This is a genomic window from Streptomyces durhamensis, assembly GCF_000725475.1.
Lineage (GTDB): Bacteria > Actinomycetota > Actinomycetes > Streptomycetales > Streptomycetaceae > Streptomyces > Streptomyces filipinensis.
In genome coordinates this window covers 57,910-73,115 of sequence record NZ_JNXR01000017.1, presented here as the reverse complement: position 1 = coordinate 73,115, position 15,206 = coordinate 57,910, and the positions used below count along the sequence as shown (strand labels likewise).

The window sequence follows — 15,206 nt, the reverse complement described above, 5'->3', positions numbered from 1 at the left end:
GCCGACGACCTAAAATGATCAACGTGTCCGACCAGCACGCCCCCAGGTCCCTCATCGTCACGCTCTACGGCGCGTACGGCCGCTTCATGCCGGGCCCGGTGCCCGTCGCCGAGCTGATCCGGCTCCTGGCCGCGGTCGGCGTGGACGCGCCCTCCGTCCGCTCCTCGGTGTCCCGGCTCAAACGGCGCGGGCTGCTGCTGCCGGCCCGCACGGAACAGGGCGCGGCCGGCTACGAACTCTCCCCCGAGGCACGCCAGTTGCTGGACGACGGCGACCGGCGGATCTACGCCACCACGCCCGTGGAGGACGCGGGCTGGGTGCTCGCGGTGTTCTCCGTGCCCGAGTCGGAACGCCAGAAGCGGCATGTGCTGCGTTCCCGGCTGGCGGGCCTGGGCTTCGGCACGGCGGCCCCCGGCGTGTGGATCGCCCCGGCCCGGCTGTACGAGGAGACCCGGCACACCCTGCGCCGGCTGCAGCTGGATCCGTACGTGGACTTCTTCCGGGGCGAGCACCTGGGTTTCGCGCCCACGGCCGAGGCGGTCGCCCGCTGGTGGGACCTGGCCGCGATCGCCAAGGAGCACGAACGCTTCCTGGACGCGCACGCCCCGGTCCTGCACGCCTGGGAGCACCGCCCGGACACCCCGCCCGCGGAGGCCTACCGCGACTACCTCCTCGCCCTGGACTCCTGGCGCCACCTCCCCTACACCGATCCGGGCCTGCCCACCCCGCTGCTGCCCGCGGGCTGGCCGGGCGTGCGCTCGGCGGAGGTCTTCCGGGGACTGCACGCCCGCCTGCGGGACGCGGGGGCGCGGTTCGCGGGGGTGTGAGGGGGTCGTACTCGTACCTCGTGCTCACGGGCCGAGTGCACCCGACGGCACCGACATCTCAGCCGTCCAGCGACAGCCGGGGCTTGGGTGCGTCCGTGCGGCCCGTCCGGGGCGGCCTGCTGCCGGCGCGGTAGGGCGCGGGCCAGACGGCGCCGGGGCCGTCGTAGCCCTGCTCGGCCGCCGCGTGCAGGGTCCAGTGCGGGTCGTACAGATGCGGTCGGCCCAACGCGCACAGGTCCGTACGCCCGGCGAGGAGGAGGGAGTTGACGTCGTCCCAGGAGGAGATCGCGCCGACCGCGATCACCGGGACGCCCACCTCGTGCCGGATGCGGTCGGCGAACGGCGTCTGGTACGACCGCCCGAACTCCGGCTGCTCCTCGGCCACGACCTGTCCGGTGGAGACGTCGATCGCGTCGGCGCCGTGTGCGGCGAAGGCGCGGGCGATCCCGACCGCGCTCTCGGCGTCCGTGCCGCCCTCGGCCCAGTCCGTGGCCGAGATGCGGACCGTCATCGGCCGCTCCGCCGGCCACACCGCGCGTACGGCGTCGAAGACCTCCAGCGGGAACCGCAGCCGCCGCTCCGGCGAGCCGCCGTAGGCGTCGGTGCGGTGGTTGGTCAGCGGGGAGAGGAAACCGGAGAGCAGATAGCCGTGGGCGCAGTGCAGTTCCAGCAGGTCGAATCCGGCGCGGGCGGCCCGCCAGGCGGCGGCGGTGAACTGCTCACGGATGTCGGTCAGTTGGGCCCGGGACAGCTGCCTGGGAGTCTGGCTGCCCGGCTTGTACGGCAGCGGGGAGGCGGCGACGAGCGGCCAGTTGCCGCGCGGCAGCGGCTCGTCCATGCCCTCCCACATCAGCTTCGTGGAGCCCTTGCGGCCGGAGTGGCCGAGCTGGACGCCGATCGCGGTGCCGGGCGCCTGGGTGTGCACGAAGTCGGTGACGCGCCGCCACGCCTCGGCCTGCCGGCCGGTGTAGAGCCCGGTGCAGCCCGGCGTGATCCGGCCCTCCTCGCTGACGCAGACCATCTCGGTCATGACGAGTCCTGCCCCGCCGAGGGCGCGGGCGCCGAGGTGGACGAGGTGGAGGTCGCCGGGGACGCCCTCGTGGGCGGAGTACATGTCCATCGGTGACACGACGACCCGGTTGCGCAGGGTCAGGCCGCGCAGCCGGAACGGGGTGAACATCGGCGGTGTTCCGGGCGGGCAGCCGAACTCGCGCTCGACGGCTTCGGTGAAGCGGGCGTCGCGCAGCCGGAGGTTGTCGTGGGTGACGCGGCGGCTGCGGGTGAGCAGGTTGAAGGCGAACTGGCGGGGCGGCCGGCCGAGGTACAGGCCCAGGTTCTCGAACCACTCCAGGCTCGCCCGCGCGGCCCGCTGGGTGGAGGCGACGACGGGTTTGCGCTCCTCCTCGTAGGCCGCCAGGGCGCTCGGCACGTCGGGGTGTTCCGCGAGGCACGCGGCCAGCGCCAGCGCGTCCTCCACGGCGAGCTTGGTGCCGGAGCCGATGGAGAAGTGGGCGGTGTGCGCGGCGTCGCCGAGCAGGACGACGTTGCCGTGCGACCAGCGGTCGTTGACGACCGTGCGGAACGTCGTCCACGCCGAGTTGTTGGAGTGCAGGGGCCGGCCGCGGAGCGCGTCGGCGAAGATCTTGGCGCACCGCTCGACGGATTCGTGGGCACCGAGTTCGTCGAACCCCGCCGCTCGCCAGACCTCCTCCCGCATCTCGACAATGACGGTGGAGGCGTCGGCCGCGTAGGGATAACCGTGCAGCTGCATCACGCCGTGTTCGGTCTCGGCGATCTCGAAGCGGAAGGCGTCGAAGGGGAAGTCGGCGGCGAGCCAGATGTAGCGGCAGCGGTGTTCGCTCACCCGGGGGCGGAAGGCGTCGGCGTACCCGGCGCGGGTGGTGCTGTGGACGCCGTCCGCGGCGATGACGAGGTCGTACCCGGCGCAGAGGGTGTCCGGGCCGGGGGCCTCGGCGGAGAACCTCAGGTCCACGCCGAGGGATCGGCAGCGGTCGTGCAGGATGCCGAGGAGACGGCGCCGGCCGAGCGCGGCGAAGCCGTGGCCGCCCGACCGGTGTGTGACACCCTGGTGCACGATGTCGATGTCGTCCCAGCGGACGAAGTCCCGTTGCAGCGCCTCGTAGACCACGGGGTCGGCGTGTTCGATGCCGCCGAGGGTCTCGTCCGAGAGGACCACGCCGAAGCCGAAGGTCTCGTCCGGGGCGTTGCGCTCCCAGACCGTGATCTCACGGCTCGGGTCGAGCCGTTTGAGCAGCGCCGCCGCGTACAGGCCGCCGGGGCCGCCGCCGATGACCGCCACACGCATGAAAGGTCACCTCCCCCGCCACTTGGGCGGGCGCTTCTCCGTGAAGGCCGCGTGGAACTCGGCGTAGTCCTCGCCGTTCATCAGCAGGGCCTGGGTCGAGGCGTCCAGCTCGACGGACGCCGCCAGGGGCATGTCCAGCTCGGCCGTCAGGAGCGCCTTCGTCTGGGCGTGGGCCAGGGCCGGGCCGTCGGCGAGGCGGCGGGCCAGTTCGCCGGCCGCCTCGTCGGCTCGGCCCTCCTGCGTCAGTTCGCTGATCAGGCCGATGCGCTCGGCCTCGGCCGCCCGGACGGGTTCGCCCAGCATGAGCAGCCGGGTCGCGTGGCCCAGGCCGACGACCCGGGGCAGCAGATAGGCCGCGCCCATGTCGCCGCCGGACAGACCGACGCGGGTGAAGAGGAAGGCGAAGCGGGCGGTCGGGTCCGCCACCCGGAAGTCGGCGGCCAGCGCCAGGACCGCGCCCGCGCCCGCCGCGACCCCGTGCACCGCGGCGATCACCGGGAACGGGCACTCCCGGATCGCCCGCACCACCTGGCCGGTCATCCGGTTGAAGTCGAGCAGCTGGGCGGTGTCCATGGCGAGGGTGGCGCCGATGATCTCGTCGACGTCGCCGCCCGAGCAGAAGCCCCGTCCCTCGCCGGCCAGCACCAGGGCGCGTACGGCCCGCTCCCGGGACAGCTCGGCCAGCAGGTCGCGCAGGTCGGCGTAGGCGCCGAAGGTGAGCGCGTTGAGTTTGTCGGGACGGCTGAGGGTGACGGTGGCGACCCCGTCGGCGAGCTGGAGGCGCAGGTGCTCCCAGTCGCAGGTGCGGGCGGCGGAGCCGGTGAAGGGACTCATGACGTGCGGCCTCCTAGGGGGGCGGTGCCGTACGTTGCGCGGTCCTTCGAAGTTATCACTTGTTTGTGACTGTCGTCACGAGTGCGCGACAGGCCGCCGTCCGATCGGCCGAGTCCGGTCACGCGCGTCACCGGTCGTCGACAGCGCCGTAACAGTGGGCGCGGCCGCGCGAGGCGGGGCGTTCACCGGGGTAGGCCGCCGGTACCGGGGACGAGGGTCCCGGGCGAAGCCCGACGACGGTCTGTGGTGGCCGGGCCCGTACCATTCCTACAGTCGAAAGCAGGACAGCCTGCTCCATGAACGGACTCGCCTTGCACGAACGCCCCACCGAACCGGCCTCCTGGCGCATCGCGCTGCCGCACACCGCCGCCGCGGTGCCCGTGGCACGCGCCCTGGTGCGCACGGCCCTCGCCGAGGTGGAGCACCCCGCCGACTGCGACACCGCGGAACTGCTGACGGCGGAGCTGGTGGCCAACGCGGTGGAGCACACCGCCGGGCGCGGCCCGATCGAGCTGGTGGTGGAGCTGTTGCCGACCGGCTGCCAGGTCGAGGTGCACGACCCGGACCCGGCGCCGCCCGGCCATCTGACCCGGCCCGTGATCGAGGAACCCGACCCCTGGCAGGAGGGCGGGCGCGGCCTGCTGCTGATCCGCGCCCTCAGCTCGTCCTGCGGTCACCGCCCCACCCCGTCGGGCAAGGCGGTGTGGTTCAGACTGCCTGTGATTCCCGCTCAGCGGCGACGCTCGGCGTGACCTCCGGGGCCGCCGCGGCCTCGGGGGCCGCCTGGGCCAGCGTCGAGTGCCGGCGGCCGTAGCCGGCGTAGATCAGCAGGCCCACCACGAGGAACACGGCGAACTGCAGCCAGGTCTGCCAGCCGGTCTCGTACATCAGGTAGAGGCAGAAGGCGACGCCGAGCAGCGGGCCCACGGGGTAGAACGGGACGCGGAAGCTGCGGCTGAGGCCCGGTTCGCGGCGGCGCAGGGCGATCACCACGATGTTGACGACGGCCATGATGGCGAGCGTGCCGATGGTGCACAGGTTCATCACGGCGTCCAGGGAGGCGAAGGCCGCGGGGAGCGCGAAGACGACCGCGACGATCAGTGTGCCGGCGACCGGCGTGGAGGTCTTCGGGTTCACCTTCTCGAAGACGCGCGGGATCAGCCCGTCCCGGGACATCGACATCAGGATGCGGGTCTGGCCGTACATCACCGCGAGGACGACCGAGGCGATGGCGACGACCGCGCCGAAGGCGATCACGCCGCCGCCGACGGCGGAGCCGGTGACCTCGTTGACGACGTAGGAGAGGGCCGCGGGGCGGCCGGCGACCTGCTTGCCGCCGACGGCGCCGATCGCGGCGAGCGCGACCGCGCAGTACAGCAGGGTCACGATGCCCATGCAGACCATGATCGCGATCGGGATGTCCCGGCGCGGGTTCTTGGCCTCCTCGCCGGCGGTGGTGATCGCGTCGAAGCCGATGTAGGAGAAGAACGCGGCCGTGGTGCCCGCGCCGATGCCGCCGAGGCCGGCCGGCGAGAAGGGGGTGAGGTTGCCGTGCTTGAAGGCGCTGTAGCCGATGGCGCAGAAGGCCAGCAGGATGACCAGCTTGACCGCGGCCATGGCGGCCGTCGCCCGGGCGCTCTCGCGCACGCCGCGCACCAGCAGCACCGAGGCCATGGCGATGACGATCACGGCGGGGAGGTTGACGATCCCGCCGTCGCCCGGGCCCGCGGACAGCGCGGCCGGGAGCTGCACGCCGGTGAGGCTGTGCAGCAGTTCGTTGACGTACTGGCTCCAGCCGACGGCGACGGCCGAGATGGAGATGCCGTACTCCAGCAGCAGGCACCAGCCGACCAGGAAGGCGGTGGACTCGCCGAGGCCGGCGTAGGCGAAGGAGTACGAGGAGCCGGAGACCGGGATCGCACCGCCCAGCTCCGCGAAGGAGAAGGCGGTGAAGACGCAGGTGATCGCGGCGAGGACGAAGGAGACGACGACGGCCGGGCCGGCCTGGGCGACGGAGTCGGAGAGGCCGACGAAGATGCCGGTGCCGACGATGGCGCCGACGCCGAAGCAGATGAGCTGGAAGAGGCCCATCGTGCGCTTCAGGCCGTGTCCCTCGCGGTCGGCGCCGGATTCGGCGACCAGCAGGTGCGGGGACTTGATGCGGGGAGCGGGCATTGCGGGTGGTGCTCGTTTCTGGTGGTGCGGACGACCGGTGGGTCGCGGCGACGACGCCGGAAATGGGTGGTTCCGGGCCGTCGGTCAGGATAAGGCGAGGTCGGGGCGGTGGACCAGGGGTTACCGGGCGAGTGTGGCGACCAGCACCGCCTTGATGGTGTGCAGGCGGTTCTCGGCCTCGTCGAAGACGACCGAGTGCGCGGACTCGAAGACCTCGTCGGTGACCTCCAGCGAGTCGAGACCGTAGGTCTCGTGGATCTCGCGGCCCACCTTGGTGCCGAGGTCGTGGAAGGCCGGCAGGCAGTGCAGGAACTTCACGTCCGGGTTGCCCGCGGCGCGCAGGACGTCCATGGTCACGGCGTACGGCGCGAGCGCCTTGATCCGCTCGGCCCAGACCTCCTTCGGCTCGCCCATCGAGACCCACACGTCCGTGGCGACGAAGTCGGCGCCCGCGACGCCCTCCACGACGTCCTCGGTGAGGGTGATCCGGGCACCGCTCGCCGCGGCCAGCCGCCGGGCGCGGTCGACGATCTCCGGGGCGGGCCAGTAGGCCTCGGGAGCGGCGATCCGCACGTCCATGCCGAGCAGCGCGCCGGTGACCAGGTAGGAGTTGCCCATGTTGAAGCGGGCGTCGCCGAGGTAGGCGAAGGCGATCTGCCGCAGCGGCTTGGCGCTGTGCTCGGTCATGGTGAGCACGTCGGCGAGCATCTGGGTGGGGTGCCAGTCGTCGGTGAGGCCGTTGTAGACGGGCACCCCGGCGTGGGCGGCCAGCTCCTCGACCTTGGCCTGGCTGTCCCCGCGGTACTCGATGGCGTCGAACATCCGGCCGAGGACGCGGGCGGTGTCCTTCACGGATTCCTTGTGCCCGATCTGCGAGCCGGCCGGGTCGAGGTAGGTGGTGTGGGCGCCCTGGTCGGCGGCGGCGACCTCGAACGCGCAGCGGGTGCGCGTCGAGGTCTTCTCGAAGACCAGGGCGATGTTCCGGCCGCGCAGGTGCCGCGTCTCGGTCCCGGCCTTCTTGGCGGCCTTCAGCTCGGCGGCCAGCTCGACCAGGCCGCGGAACTCCTCCTCGGTGAAGTCCACCTCCTTGAGGAAGTGGCGGCCGGCGAGGGCGGTCGGGACTGTCGCCATGGGGGGCGCTCCAGAGGTACGACTACAGATGACTCTGGAAGTCTATACGAACATTCACATTTCTATACAGCGTCTCGCTCCACGGGACAGCTCATGCACCGGGGGCCTCCCCGGCCCCGCCCGAGCTCACTGCCCGGGATCTCGATCACCTCGATGCCCTGTTTGCGCAGGTGCGTGTTGGTGGTCGAGTTGCGCTCGTAGGCGACGACGACCCCGGGCTCGACGGCGAGGACGTTGCAGCCGTCGTCCCACTGCTCGCGCTCGGCGGCGTGCACGTCCTGGGTGGCGGTCAGCACCCGGATCTCGCCGAGGCCGAGGGCGGCGGCGATCGCGCGGTGCATGTGCTCCGGCGGATGGTCGGTGACCTTCAGCTCCTTGTCCGCGACCCCCGGCTCGATGGTGTACGAGCGCAGCATGCCGAGGCCGGCGTACTGGGTGAAGGTGTCGCCGTCGATCATGGTCATCACGGTGTCCAGGTGCATGAAGGCGCGCCGCTTGGGCATGTCGAGCGCGACGATCGTGCGCGCCGAGCCGGCCGCGAACAGCTTGTGCGCCAGCATCTCCACGGCCTGCGCGGTGGTGCGCTCGCTCATGCCGATGAGCACGGTCCCGTTGCCGATCACCAGGACGTCGCCGCCCTCGATGGTGGACGGGTGGTCGGCCTGCCCGCGGGACCAGACGTGGAACGCCTCGTCACGGAACAGCGGATGGTGCCGGTAGATCGCCTCGAAGTGGACGGTCTCCCGCTGCCGGGCGGGCAGGCGCATGGCGTTGATGGCGACCCCGTCGTAGATCCAGGCGGAGGTGTCGCGGGTGAAGAGGTGGTTCGGCAGCGGGCCGAGGAGGAAGTCGTCGAGGTCCATCACATGGAAGCGGACGGAGGTCGGCTCCGCGTGCGCCTCCAGGAACTCCCGCTTGGTCATGCCGCCGACCAGCGCCTCGGCGAGCTCCGGCGCGGGCAGGCCCTCGAAGACCGCACGCAGATGGTCCGTCGCGAGCGGACCGTACTCCTTCTCGTCGAAGACCCGGTCCAGGACGAGCGTGCGGGCCTGGGGGACCGCCAGGGTCTCGGCCAGCAGATCCCCGAAGAGGTGCACGGCGACCCCGCGGTCGCGCAGCACGTCGGCGAACCCGTCGTGCTCGGCGCGCGCCCGGCGCACCCACAGCACGTCGTCGAAGAGGAGGGCGTCCTTGTTGCTGGGGGTGAGCCTTTTGAGCTCCAGGTCGGGCCGGTGCAGGATCACCCGGCGCAGCCGCCCGGCCTCGGAGTCGACGTGGTATGCCATGCCTCCATCCTGGCCGTCGCCGCCCGCCTTCACGCCCTTGTCGACCGTTTCTGCCACTTCCTGTTTTCGTCGCCTTGACGAGAAACGTCTCTCCGTCTTATCGTCTCTATGACGAAAAACGGGGGCGGGACAACGAGGGGGTTCCATGGCCGACATCACCCGGCGCCTGGGCTGGCGCCATCTGCGGGGCGCGCCGACCGCGCACATCCGGCACCACCGGTCGGGCACGCTGGTGCACGACGGTCCCGGGCTCAGCTTCTGGTTCCGGCCGCTGTCCGCGGCACTGTCCGAGGTGCCGGTCGACGACCGCGAGCTGACGATGACCTTCCACGCCCGGACGTCCGACTTCCAGGACGTGTCCGTGCAGGCCACGGTCACCTACCGGATCGCCGACCCCGCCGTGGCGGCCGCGCGGCTGGACTTCTCCGTCGACCCGGACACCGGCGCCTGGCGCGGTACCCCGCTGGAGCAGCTGGGCACGCTCCTCACCGAGACGGCCCAGCAGCACGCGCTGGACGTCCTGGCGCGCACCCCGCTCGCGGCGGCCCTGGTGGACGGCGTGACGGCGGTCCGCGAGCGCGTCGCCTCCGGCCTCGGCGCCGAGCCGCGGCTGCCGGCCACCGGGATCGAGGTGGTCGCCGTACGGGTGATGGCGCTGCGGCCGGAGCCGGAGGTGGAGCGGGCGCTGCGCACCCCGGCCCGGGAGCAGATCCAGCAGGAGGCCGACCGGGCGACCTACGAGCGGCGGGCCGTGGCCGTCGAACGGGAACGGACCATCGCCGAGAACGAACTGGCCAGCCGCATCGAACTCGCCCGCCGCGAAGAGCAGTTGGTGGAGCAGCGGGGCACCAACGCCCGCCGCGAGGCCGAGGAGGAGGCGGCGGCGGACGCGGTGCGCGCCCGGGCGGAGGCGGCCCGCTCGGTGCGGCTCGCCGAGGCGGAGGCCGAGCGTTCGGTGAAGCTCGCGGAGGCCGAGGCCGCCCGGTCGCTGCGGCTCACGGAGGCCGAGACGGTCAGGTCGCGCCAGCTCGCCGAGGCCGAGGCCGCGCGCACGGCTCTGCTGGCCGACGCCGAGGCGGCCCGGGCGGTACGGGTCGCCCGTGCCGAGGCCGAGGGCGCGCGCGAACTGGGCGAGGCGCGGGCCGAGGCCCAGGCCGCCTGGCTGCGGGTGCACACCGAGGCCGGCGTCGACGGCGCCACGACCCTGCAGGCGCTCACCGCCACCCGGCTGGCGGAGAACCTCCCCCGCATCGACAGCGTGACCGTCTCACCCGACGTGCTGACCGGGCTGCTCGCCCGGCTCGCCCCGGGGGCGGCCGAGTGAGCCTCGCCCCGCGCGCCGTGCTGGTCCACCGCACCACGGAGTACGAGGAGCTGGTGGCCCGGCACGGCACGCACGGCCAGGCCGCCTTCTTCCTCGCCTCCCGGGGCCGGGACATCGAGGAGGTCGCCGACCGCCACCGGCGCGCCCGCCGCACGCTGGCCGAGGTGACCGCGGCGGTGCCGCTGGCCTGGCGGCAGGCGCGGCTGGAGCGGGGCGACCTGGACCGGTTCCTGTTCGCGCCCGAGGACGTCGTCGTGGTGATCGGCCAGGACGGGCTGGTCGCGAACGCCGCCAAGTACCTCACGGGCCAGCCGGTGATCGGCATCGACACCGACCCCGGCCGCAACCCGGGCGTGCTGGTCCGGCACCGCCCGGGCGACGCGGCGAGGCTGCTGGCGGCAGCGGGCACGTCGGTGGACGAACTCACCATGGTGGAGGCCGTCGCCGACGACAGCCAGCGGCTGCTGGCGCTCAACGAGATCTACCTGGGCACGCCCGGCCACCAGACCGCCCGGTACCGGCTGGGCCTCGACGACGACGGGGGTGTCGTCGAGGCCCAGGCCTCCTCCGGGGTGCTGGTCGGCACCGGCACCGGCGCGACCGGCTGGCTGCGCTCGGTGTGGCAGGAGCGGGGCAGCCGGATCGAGCTGCCCTCCCCCACCGAGGAGCGGCTGGTGTGGTTCGTCCGGGAGGCCTGGCCGTCACCCGCCACCGGTACGGCCCTGGTGGCGGGTGAACTCGCCGCCTCGGCGGCGCTGACGGTCACCGTGGAGTCGGACCGGCTCATCGCCTTCGGTGACGGCATCGAGACGGACGCGCTCCAGCTCACCTGGGGGCAGAGCGTCCGGGTCGGGGTGTGCGCGGAACGGCTGCGGCTCGTCGGTTAGATCGCGGTGCACGGGACGGGCCGGCGCCGGACGCACGGGGCAGGGCCACCGCCCGGCCTCCGGCGGCCGGCACCAGCCGCTCGGCGACCAGGACAGCCACCGCCTCCGGGTCGGTCGCGTCCAGCGGTGTGGGCTCCTGGAGGCGCAGGAAGGCGGCGAGGAGAAGTCCTCGGCACCGGGCAGTTCGACGGGCGGCGGCAGGTGGCGCAGAACGCCGGTGCCGTACGGCGGACCGCCCGCCGCCCGCCAGGGCACCGCCAGGCCGAGGCCCTGGCACTCGCGCTCCAGGTCCCCGCTCCCCCCGGCGCGCGAACGCCCTTGTGCCGCACGGCCGTCCACCATATGGACAGCGGTGTGCGGGGCACGAGGGTGCTCTGTGACGGACGGCCGGATCCTGCCTACAGCCGCGGGTCCACCGGCTCCGACTCCAGGGCCAGCACCCCGAACACCGCCTCGTGCACCCGCCACAGCGGCTCTCCGTCCGCGAGCCGGTCCAGGGCCTCCAGGCCGAGGGCGTACTCGCGCAGGGCGAGGGACCGCTTGTGGTTCAGGAAGCGCTGCCGCAGCTTGGCGAGGTTGTCCGGGCGGGTGTACTCGGGACCGTAGATGATCCGCAGGTACTCCCGGCCACGGCACTTGATGCCGGGCTGCACCAGCCGGCCGTCCCCGTTGCGGACCAGTGCCCCGAGGGGCTTGACGACCATGCCCTCGCCACCGCGGCCGGTCATTTCCAGCCACCAGTCGACGCCCGCGCGCACCGACTCCGGGTCACCGGTGTCGACGTACAGCCGTCGGGTGGTCTGCAGCAGTCCGGTGCCGTCGTGCTCCACCAGCCGGTCCAGCAGGGCCAGTTGCTCGTCGTGCGGCAGTGCCGCGAGGCTGCGTCCCTGGACGGCCAGCAGCTGGAAGGGCGCGAGGCGTACGCCGTCCAGGCCGTCGGTGGTCCAGCAGTAGCGGCGGTAGGCGGCGGTGAACGCGGTCGCGTCGGCGGCGCGTTCCCGCTGCCGGTCCAGCAGGCCGCCCACGTCCGCGCCCCGTGCGGCGGCGGCCTCCAGGGCGGCCAGCGCGCCCGGGAACACCGCGCCGGACGCGGCGCCGACGGCCGCGTACTGGCTGCGCAGCAGGCCCGAGGCCTTCAGCGACCACGGCATCAGCTCGGCGTCCAGCACGAGCCAGTCGGTGGCCAGCTCGTCCCACAGCCCGGCGTCCGTGACCGCCGAGCGCAGCCGGCCGAGGATCTCCTCGGTCACCTGCTCGTCGTCGAAGAACGGGCGGCCGGTACGCGTGTACAGGGAGCCGGTGGGCCCGTCGACGCCGAACCGCCTCTTCGCCGCGGCCGCGTCCCGGCACACCAGGGCGACGGCCCGCGAGCCCATGTGCTTCTCCTCGCACACGACCCGCTCCACACCGTCCGCCGCGTACTGCGCGAAGGCCTCGACCGGGTGCTCCAGGTAGCCCTGGACCTGCGAGGTCGCCGTCGGTGCCATGGTCGGCGGCAGGTACGGCAGCAGGCGCGGGTCGGTCGCGAAGCGGCTCATGACCTCCAGGGCCGCCGCCGCGTTCTCCTCGCGGACCGCCACCCTGCCCGCGTGCCGGGTCTCCACGGCCCGGCGGCCGTACACGTCCGCCAGGTCCAGCGGACGTCCGTCCTGTCCGCCGGGCGCCTCGGAGCGCAGCGGGCGGGCCGGCTCGTACCAGACCCGCTCGGCCGGCACGTCGACGAGCTGGCGCTCCGGCCAGCGCAGCGCGGTCAGCTTGCCGCCGAAGACGGCGCCGGTGTCCAGGCAGATGGTGTTGTTGAGCCAGGTCGCCTCCGGGACCGGGGTGTGGCCGTAGACCACGGCCGCGCGGCCGCGGTAGTCCTCCGCCCAGGGGTAGCGCACCGGCAGCCCGAACTCGTCGGTCTCGCCGGTGGTGTCGCCGTACAGGGCGTGGCTGCGCACCCGGCCGGAGGTGCGGCCGTGGTACTTCTCGGGCAGGCCGGCGTGGCAGACGACCAGCCTGCCGCCGTCCAGGACGTAGTGGCTGACCAGTCCGGCCAGGAACTGCCGGACCTCGGCCTTGAACTCCTCGCTCTCGCCCTCCATCTGCGCGATGGTCTCCGCGAGCCCGTGGGTGTGCTGGACGTTGCGGCCCTTGAGGTAACGGCCGTACTTGTTCTCGTGGTTGCCGGGCACGCACAGCGCGTCGCCCGACTTCACCATCGCCATCACGCGGCGCAGCACGCCCGGGCTGTCGGGGCCGCGGTCGACCAGGTCGCCGACGAAGACGGCGGTACGGCCCTCGGGGTGCACACCGTCGACGTAGCCCAGCTTGGCGAGCAGGGCCTCCAGCTCGGCGGAGCAGCCGTGGATGTCGCCGATGATGTCGAAGGGGCCGGTGAGGTGGGTCAGGTCGTTGAAGCGCTTCTCGGTGACGACGGTGGCCTGCTCGGCCTCCTCGGCGCCACGCAGGACGTGCACCTTGCGGAAGCCCTCGCGCTCCAGCCCGCGCAGGGAGCGGCGCAGTTCGCGGATGTGCCGCTGGATCACCCGGCGGGGCATGTCGGCGCGGTCGGTGCGGGCCGCGTTGCGCTCGGCGCACACCTCCTCGGGCATGTCCAGCACGATGGCGATGGGCAGCACGTCGTACTTCTTGGCCAGCTCGATCAGCTGGCGCCGGGCGTCCTGCTGCACGCTGGTGGCGTCCACAACGGTGCGGCGGCCGGCGGCCAGCCGCTTGCCGGCGATGTAGTGCAGGACGTCGAAGGCGTCCCGGGTCGCGCTCTGGTCGTTCTCGTCGTCGCTGACGAGTCCGCGGCAGAAGTCGGAGGAGATCACCTCGGTGGGCTTGAAGTGCCGGCGGGCGAAGGTGGACTTGCCGGAGCCGGAGGCGCCGACCAGGACCACGAGGGAGAGGTCGGTGACGGGGAGGACCCGCCCCTGGTTCTTCTGTGCCTCGGTCATGCCGCCTTCGCCTCCTTCTCGGTCGTGAGCGTGAACACTGCCATCTGGGTGGGCGGACCCACCTCGGGGTCCTCGGGGCCGACGGGCCGGAACTCCACGTCGTAGCCGTGCCGTGAGGCGACCGTCGCCGCCCAGGCGCGGAACTCCTCCCGGGTCCACTCGAAACGGTGGTCGCCGTGCCGGACGTGTCCGGCGGGCAGGGTCTCCCAGCGGACGTTGTACTCGACGTTCGGGGTGGTCACGAGGACCGTGCGGGGGCGGGCGTGCCCGAACACGGCGTACTCCAGGGCGGGCAGCCGGGGCAGGTCGAGGTGCTCGATGACCTCGCTGAGCACGGCGGCGTCGTAGCCCTTGAGCCGGTTGTCGGTGTAGGCGAGCGAGCCCTGGACGAGCTGGACGCGGGACGCCTGACGCTCCCCCATGCGGTCCAGTTTCAGCCGCCGGGAGGCGATGGTGAGCGCCCGCACGGACACGTCGAGACCGACGATCTCGGTGAACCGCACGTCCTTCAGCAGCTCCCGCACCAGTTCGCCCTGGCCGCAGCCCAGATCGAGGACGCGAGCGGCGCCGTGGGAGTGCAGGGCGGCGAGGATCGCCTCCCGGCGCTGGACGGCCAGCGGGGTCGGCTTCTCCTCGGCCTCCGTCTCCTCGGCGACCGCGTTGTCGATCGCCTCGACCTCGCTGTCGTCGGCCTCGGCGAGGCGTACGAGCTCCAGCCGCTCCATCGCCTGCCGCGTCAGCGACCAGCGGCGGGACAGATACCGGCTGGTGATCAGCTTCTGCTCCGGGTGGCCGGGCAGCCAGCCCGCACCGGCCCGCAGCAGCTTGTCGACCTCGTCGGAGGAGACCCAGTAGTGCTTGGCGTCGTCGAGGACGGGGAGGAGGACGTACAGGTGGCGCAGCGCCTCGGCGAGGGTGAGCCGCTCCGAGTCCAGGACGAGGCGGACATAGCGCGAGTCGCCCCACGCGGGGAACTCGGTGTCGAGCGGGACGGGTTCGGCGCCCACGCTCCAGCCGAGCGGCTCGAACAGCCGTCGTACGAGCTCGGGGCCGCCGCGGGCGGGCAGGGCCGGGACCTCGATCCGCAGCGGCAGCGGCGTGGCGGCCCGCTCGGGGCGGGCGGTGCACACCCCGCGCAGGGCGCTGGAGAAGACACCGCTCAGCGCGACCGCGAGCAGCGAAGAAGCCGCGTACGGGCGGTCGTTGACGTACTGCGCGAGCGCCGCGTCGGGCGCGCCGCCACGGCCCTTCCCCTTGCTCCGCCGGACCAGCGCGAGCGTGTCGATCTCCAGCAGCAGCGCTGCCGTGCAGCGCTGGTCGTCCGCCTCGGGGTAGAAGACGTGCGCCGCGCCGTGGGACGTGGAGAACTTCTGCGCCTTGCCGGGGTGCTTGTGCAGCAGGTACCCGAGGTCGGTGGCCGGGTGGGCGGCGTCGCCGCGCGTGGAGATCGTCAGGAACACATGACCGAGTC

The 15,206-nt window shown here is 72.9% G+C and carries 11 protein-coding genes; 4 read left to right on the top strand and 7 right to left on the bottom strand.

The window, feature by feature from the left end:
- Positions 1 to 14: 14 nt before the first annotated feature.
- Complete coding sequence (locus IO33_RS0125820) at positions 15 to 827, top strand: PaaX family transcriptional regulator (protein ID WP_031169114.1); 813 nt, start codon at positions 15 to 17, stop codon at positions 825 to 827.
- A 58-nt stretch (positions 828 to 885) separates the two neighbouring features.
- On the opposite strand, the gene IO33_RS0125815 is transcribed toward IO33_RS0125820, so the two are convergent.
- Together IO33_RS0125815 and IO33_RS0125810 are read right to left on the bottom strand one after the other, a co-directional pair.
- Entirely contained in the window at positions 886 to 3,153 is a 2,268-nt protein-coding gene (locus IO33_RS0125815; protein WP_031169112.1) for a bifunctional salicylyl-CoA 5-hydroxylase/oxidoreductase, read from the bottom strand.
- 6 nt (positions 3,154 to 3,159) lie between these two features.
- Entirely contained in the window at positions 3,160 to 3,987 is an 828-nt protein-coding gene (locus IO33_RS0125810; RefSeq protein ID WP_031169111.1) for an enoyl-CoA hydratase family protein, read from the bottom strand.
- A 296-nt stretch (positions 3,988 to 4,283) separates the two neighbouring features.
- Here IO33_RS0125810 and IO33_RS0125805 point away from each other — a divergent pair, with 296 nt between their 5' ends.
- Positions 4,284 to 4,739, top strand: coding sequence for an ATP-binding protein (locus tag IO33_RS0125805; protein ID WP_031169109.1), 456 nt, complete (start codon positions 4,284 to 4,286; stop codon positions 4,737 to 4,739).
- Here the strand turns inward: IO33_RS0125805 and IO33_RS0125800 are convergent.
- From IO33_RS0125800 to IO33_RS0125790, 3 genes are all read right to left on the bottom strand, one after another.
- Positions 4,696 to 6,162, bottom strand: coding sequence for an amino acid permease (locus tag IO33_RS0125800; protein WP_031169107.1), 1,467 nt, complete (start codon positions 6,160 to 6,162; stop codon positions 4,696 to 4,698). The two genes, IO33_RS0125805 and IO33_RS0125800, sit on opposite strands and share 44 nt — an antisense overlap.
- A gap of 120 nt (positions 6,163 to 6,282) precedes the next feature.
- Complete coding sequence (gene argF / locus IO33_RS0125795; protein ID WP_031169105.1) at positions 6,283 to 7,293, bottom strand: ornithine carbamoyltransferase; 1,011 nt, start codon at positions 7,291 to 7,293, stop codon at positions 6,283 to 6,285.
- Positions 7,294 to 7,355: 62 nt separating this feature from the next.
- Positions 7,356 to 8,579 carry an arginine deiminase gene (locus IO33_RS0125790; RefSeq protein ID WP_031169103.1) on the bottom strand — a complete coding sequence of 408 codons (1,224 nt, stop codon included), beginning with the start codon at positions 8,577 to 8,579 and terminating at the stop codon, positions 7,356 to 7,358.
- Between the two features lie 145 nt (positions 8,580 to 8,724).
- Here IO33_RS0125790 and IO33_RS0125785 point away from each other — a divergent pair, with 145 nt between their 5' ends.
- Positions 8,725 to 9,903, top strand: a complete 1,179-nt coding sequence (locus IO33_RS0125785) for an SPFH domain-containing protein (RefSeq protein WP_031169101.1) — start codon at positions 8,725 to 8,727, stop codon at positions 9,901 to 9,903.
- Positions 9,900 to 10,790: an NAD(+)/NADH kinase gene (locus IO33_RS0125780; RefSeq protein WP_031169099.1), complete on the top strand. Its 891-nt coding sequence runs from the start codon at positions 9,900 to 9,902 to the stop codon at positions 10,788 to 10,790. The genes IO33_RS0125785 and IO33_RS0125780 overlap by 4 nt, the downstream gene beginning before the upstream one ends.
- Positions 10,791 to 11,188: 398 nt before the next feature.
- Here the strand turns inward: IO33_RS0125780 and IO33_RS0125775 are convergent, their stop codons facing one another.
- Together IO33_RS0125775 and IO33_RS0125770 are read right to left on the bottom strand one after the other, a co-directional pair.
- Positions 11,189 to 13,735 carry a polynucleotide kinase-phosphatase gene (locus IO33_RS0125775; RefSeq protein WP_031169097.1) on the bottom strand — a complete coding sequence of 849 codons (2,547 nt, stop codon included), beginning with the start codon at positions 13,733 to 13,735 and terminating at the stop codon, positions 11,189 to 11,191.
- Positions 13,732 to 15,195, bottom strand: coding sequence for a 3' terminal RNA ribose 2'-O-methyltransferase Hen1 (locus IO33_RS0125770; RefSeq protein ID WP_031169095.1), 1,464 nt, complete (start codon positions 15,193 to 15,195; stop codon positions 13,732 to 13,734). The genes IO33_RS0125775 and IO33_RS0125770 overlap by 4 nt, the downstream gene beginning before the upstream one ends.
- Positions 15,196 to 15,206: the final 11 nt, after the last annotated feature.

Excerpts from the sequence above, each read along its gene's own strand:
- IO33_RS0125810 (WP_031169111.1), bottom strand. The coding sequence starts at position 3,987 with ATGAGTCCCTTCACCGGCTCCGCCGCCCGCACCTGCGACTGGGAGCAC.
- IO33_RS0125775 (WP_031169097.1), bottom strand. The coding sequence starts at position 13,735 with ATGACCGAGGCACAGAAGAACCAGGGGCGGGTCCTCCCCGTCACCGAC.
- IO33_RS0125820 (WP_031169114.1), top strand. The coding sequence starts at position 15 with ATGATCAACGTGTCCGACCAGCACGCCCCCAGGTCCCTCATCGTCACG.
- IO33_RS0125800 (WP_031169107.1), bottom strand. The coding sequence starts at position 6,162 with ATGCCCGCTCCCCGCATCAAGTCCCCGCACCTGCTGGTCGCCGAATCC.
- IO33_RS0125785 (WP_031169101.1), top strand. The coding sequence starts at position 8,725 with ATGGCCGACATCACCCGGCGCCTGGGCTGGCGCCATCTGCGGGGCGCG.
- IO33_RS0125790 (WP_031169103.1), bottom strand. The coding sequence starts at position 8,579 with ATGGCATACCACGTCGACTCCGAGGCCGGGCGGCTGCGCCGGGTGATC.
- IO33_RS0125805 (WP_031169109.1), top strand. The coding sequence starts at position 4,284 with ATGAACGGACTCGCCTTGCACGAACGCCCCACCGAACCGGCCTCCTGG.
- argF (WP_031169105.1), bottom strand. The coding sequence starts at position 7,293 with ATGGCGACAGTCCCGACCGCCCTCGCCGGCCGCCACTTCCTCAAGGAG.
- IO33_RS0125815 (WP_031169112.1), bottom strand. The coding sequence starts at position 3,153 with ATGCGTGTGGCGGTCATCGGCGGCGGCCCCGGCGGCCTGTACGCGGCG.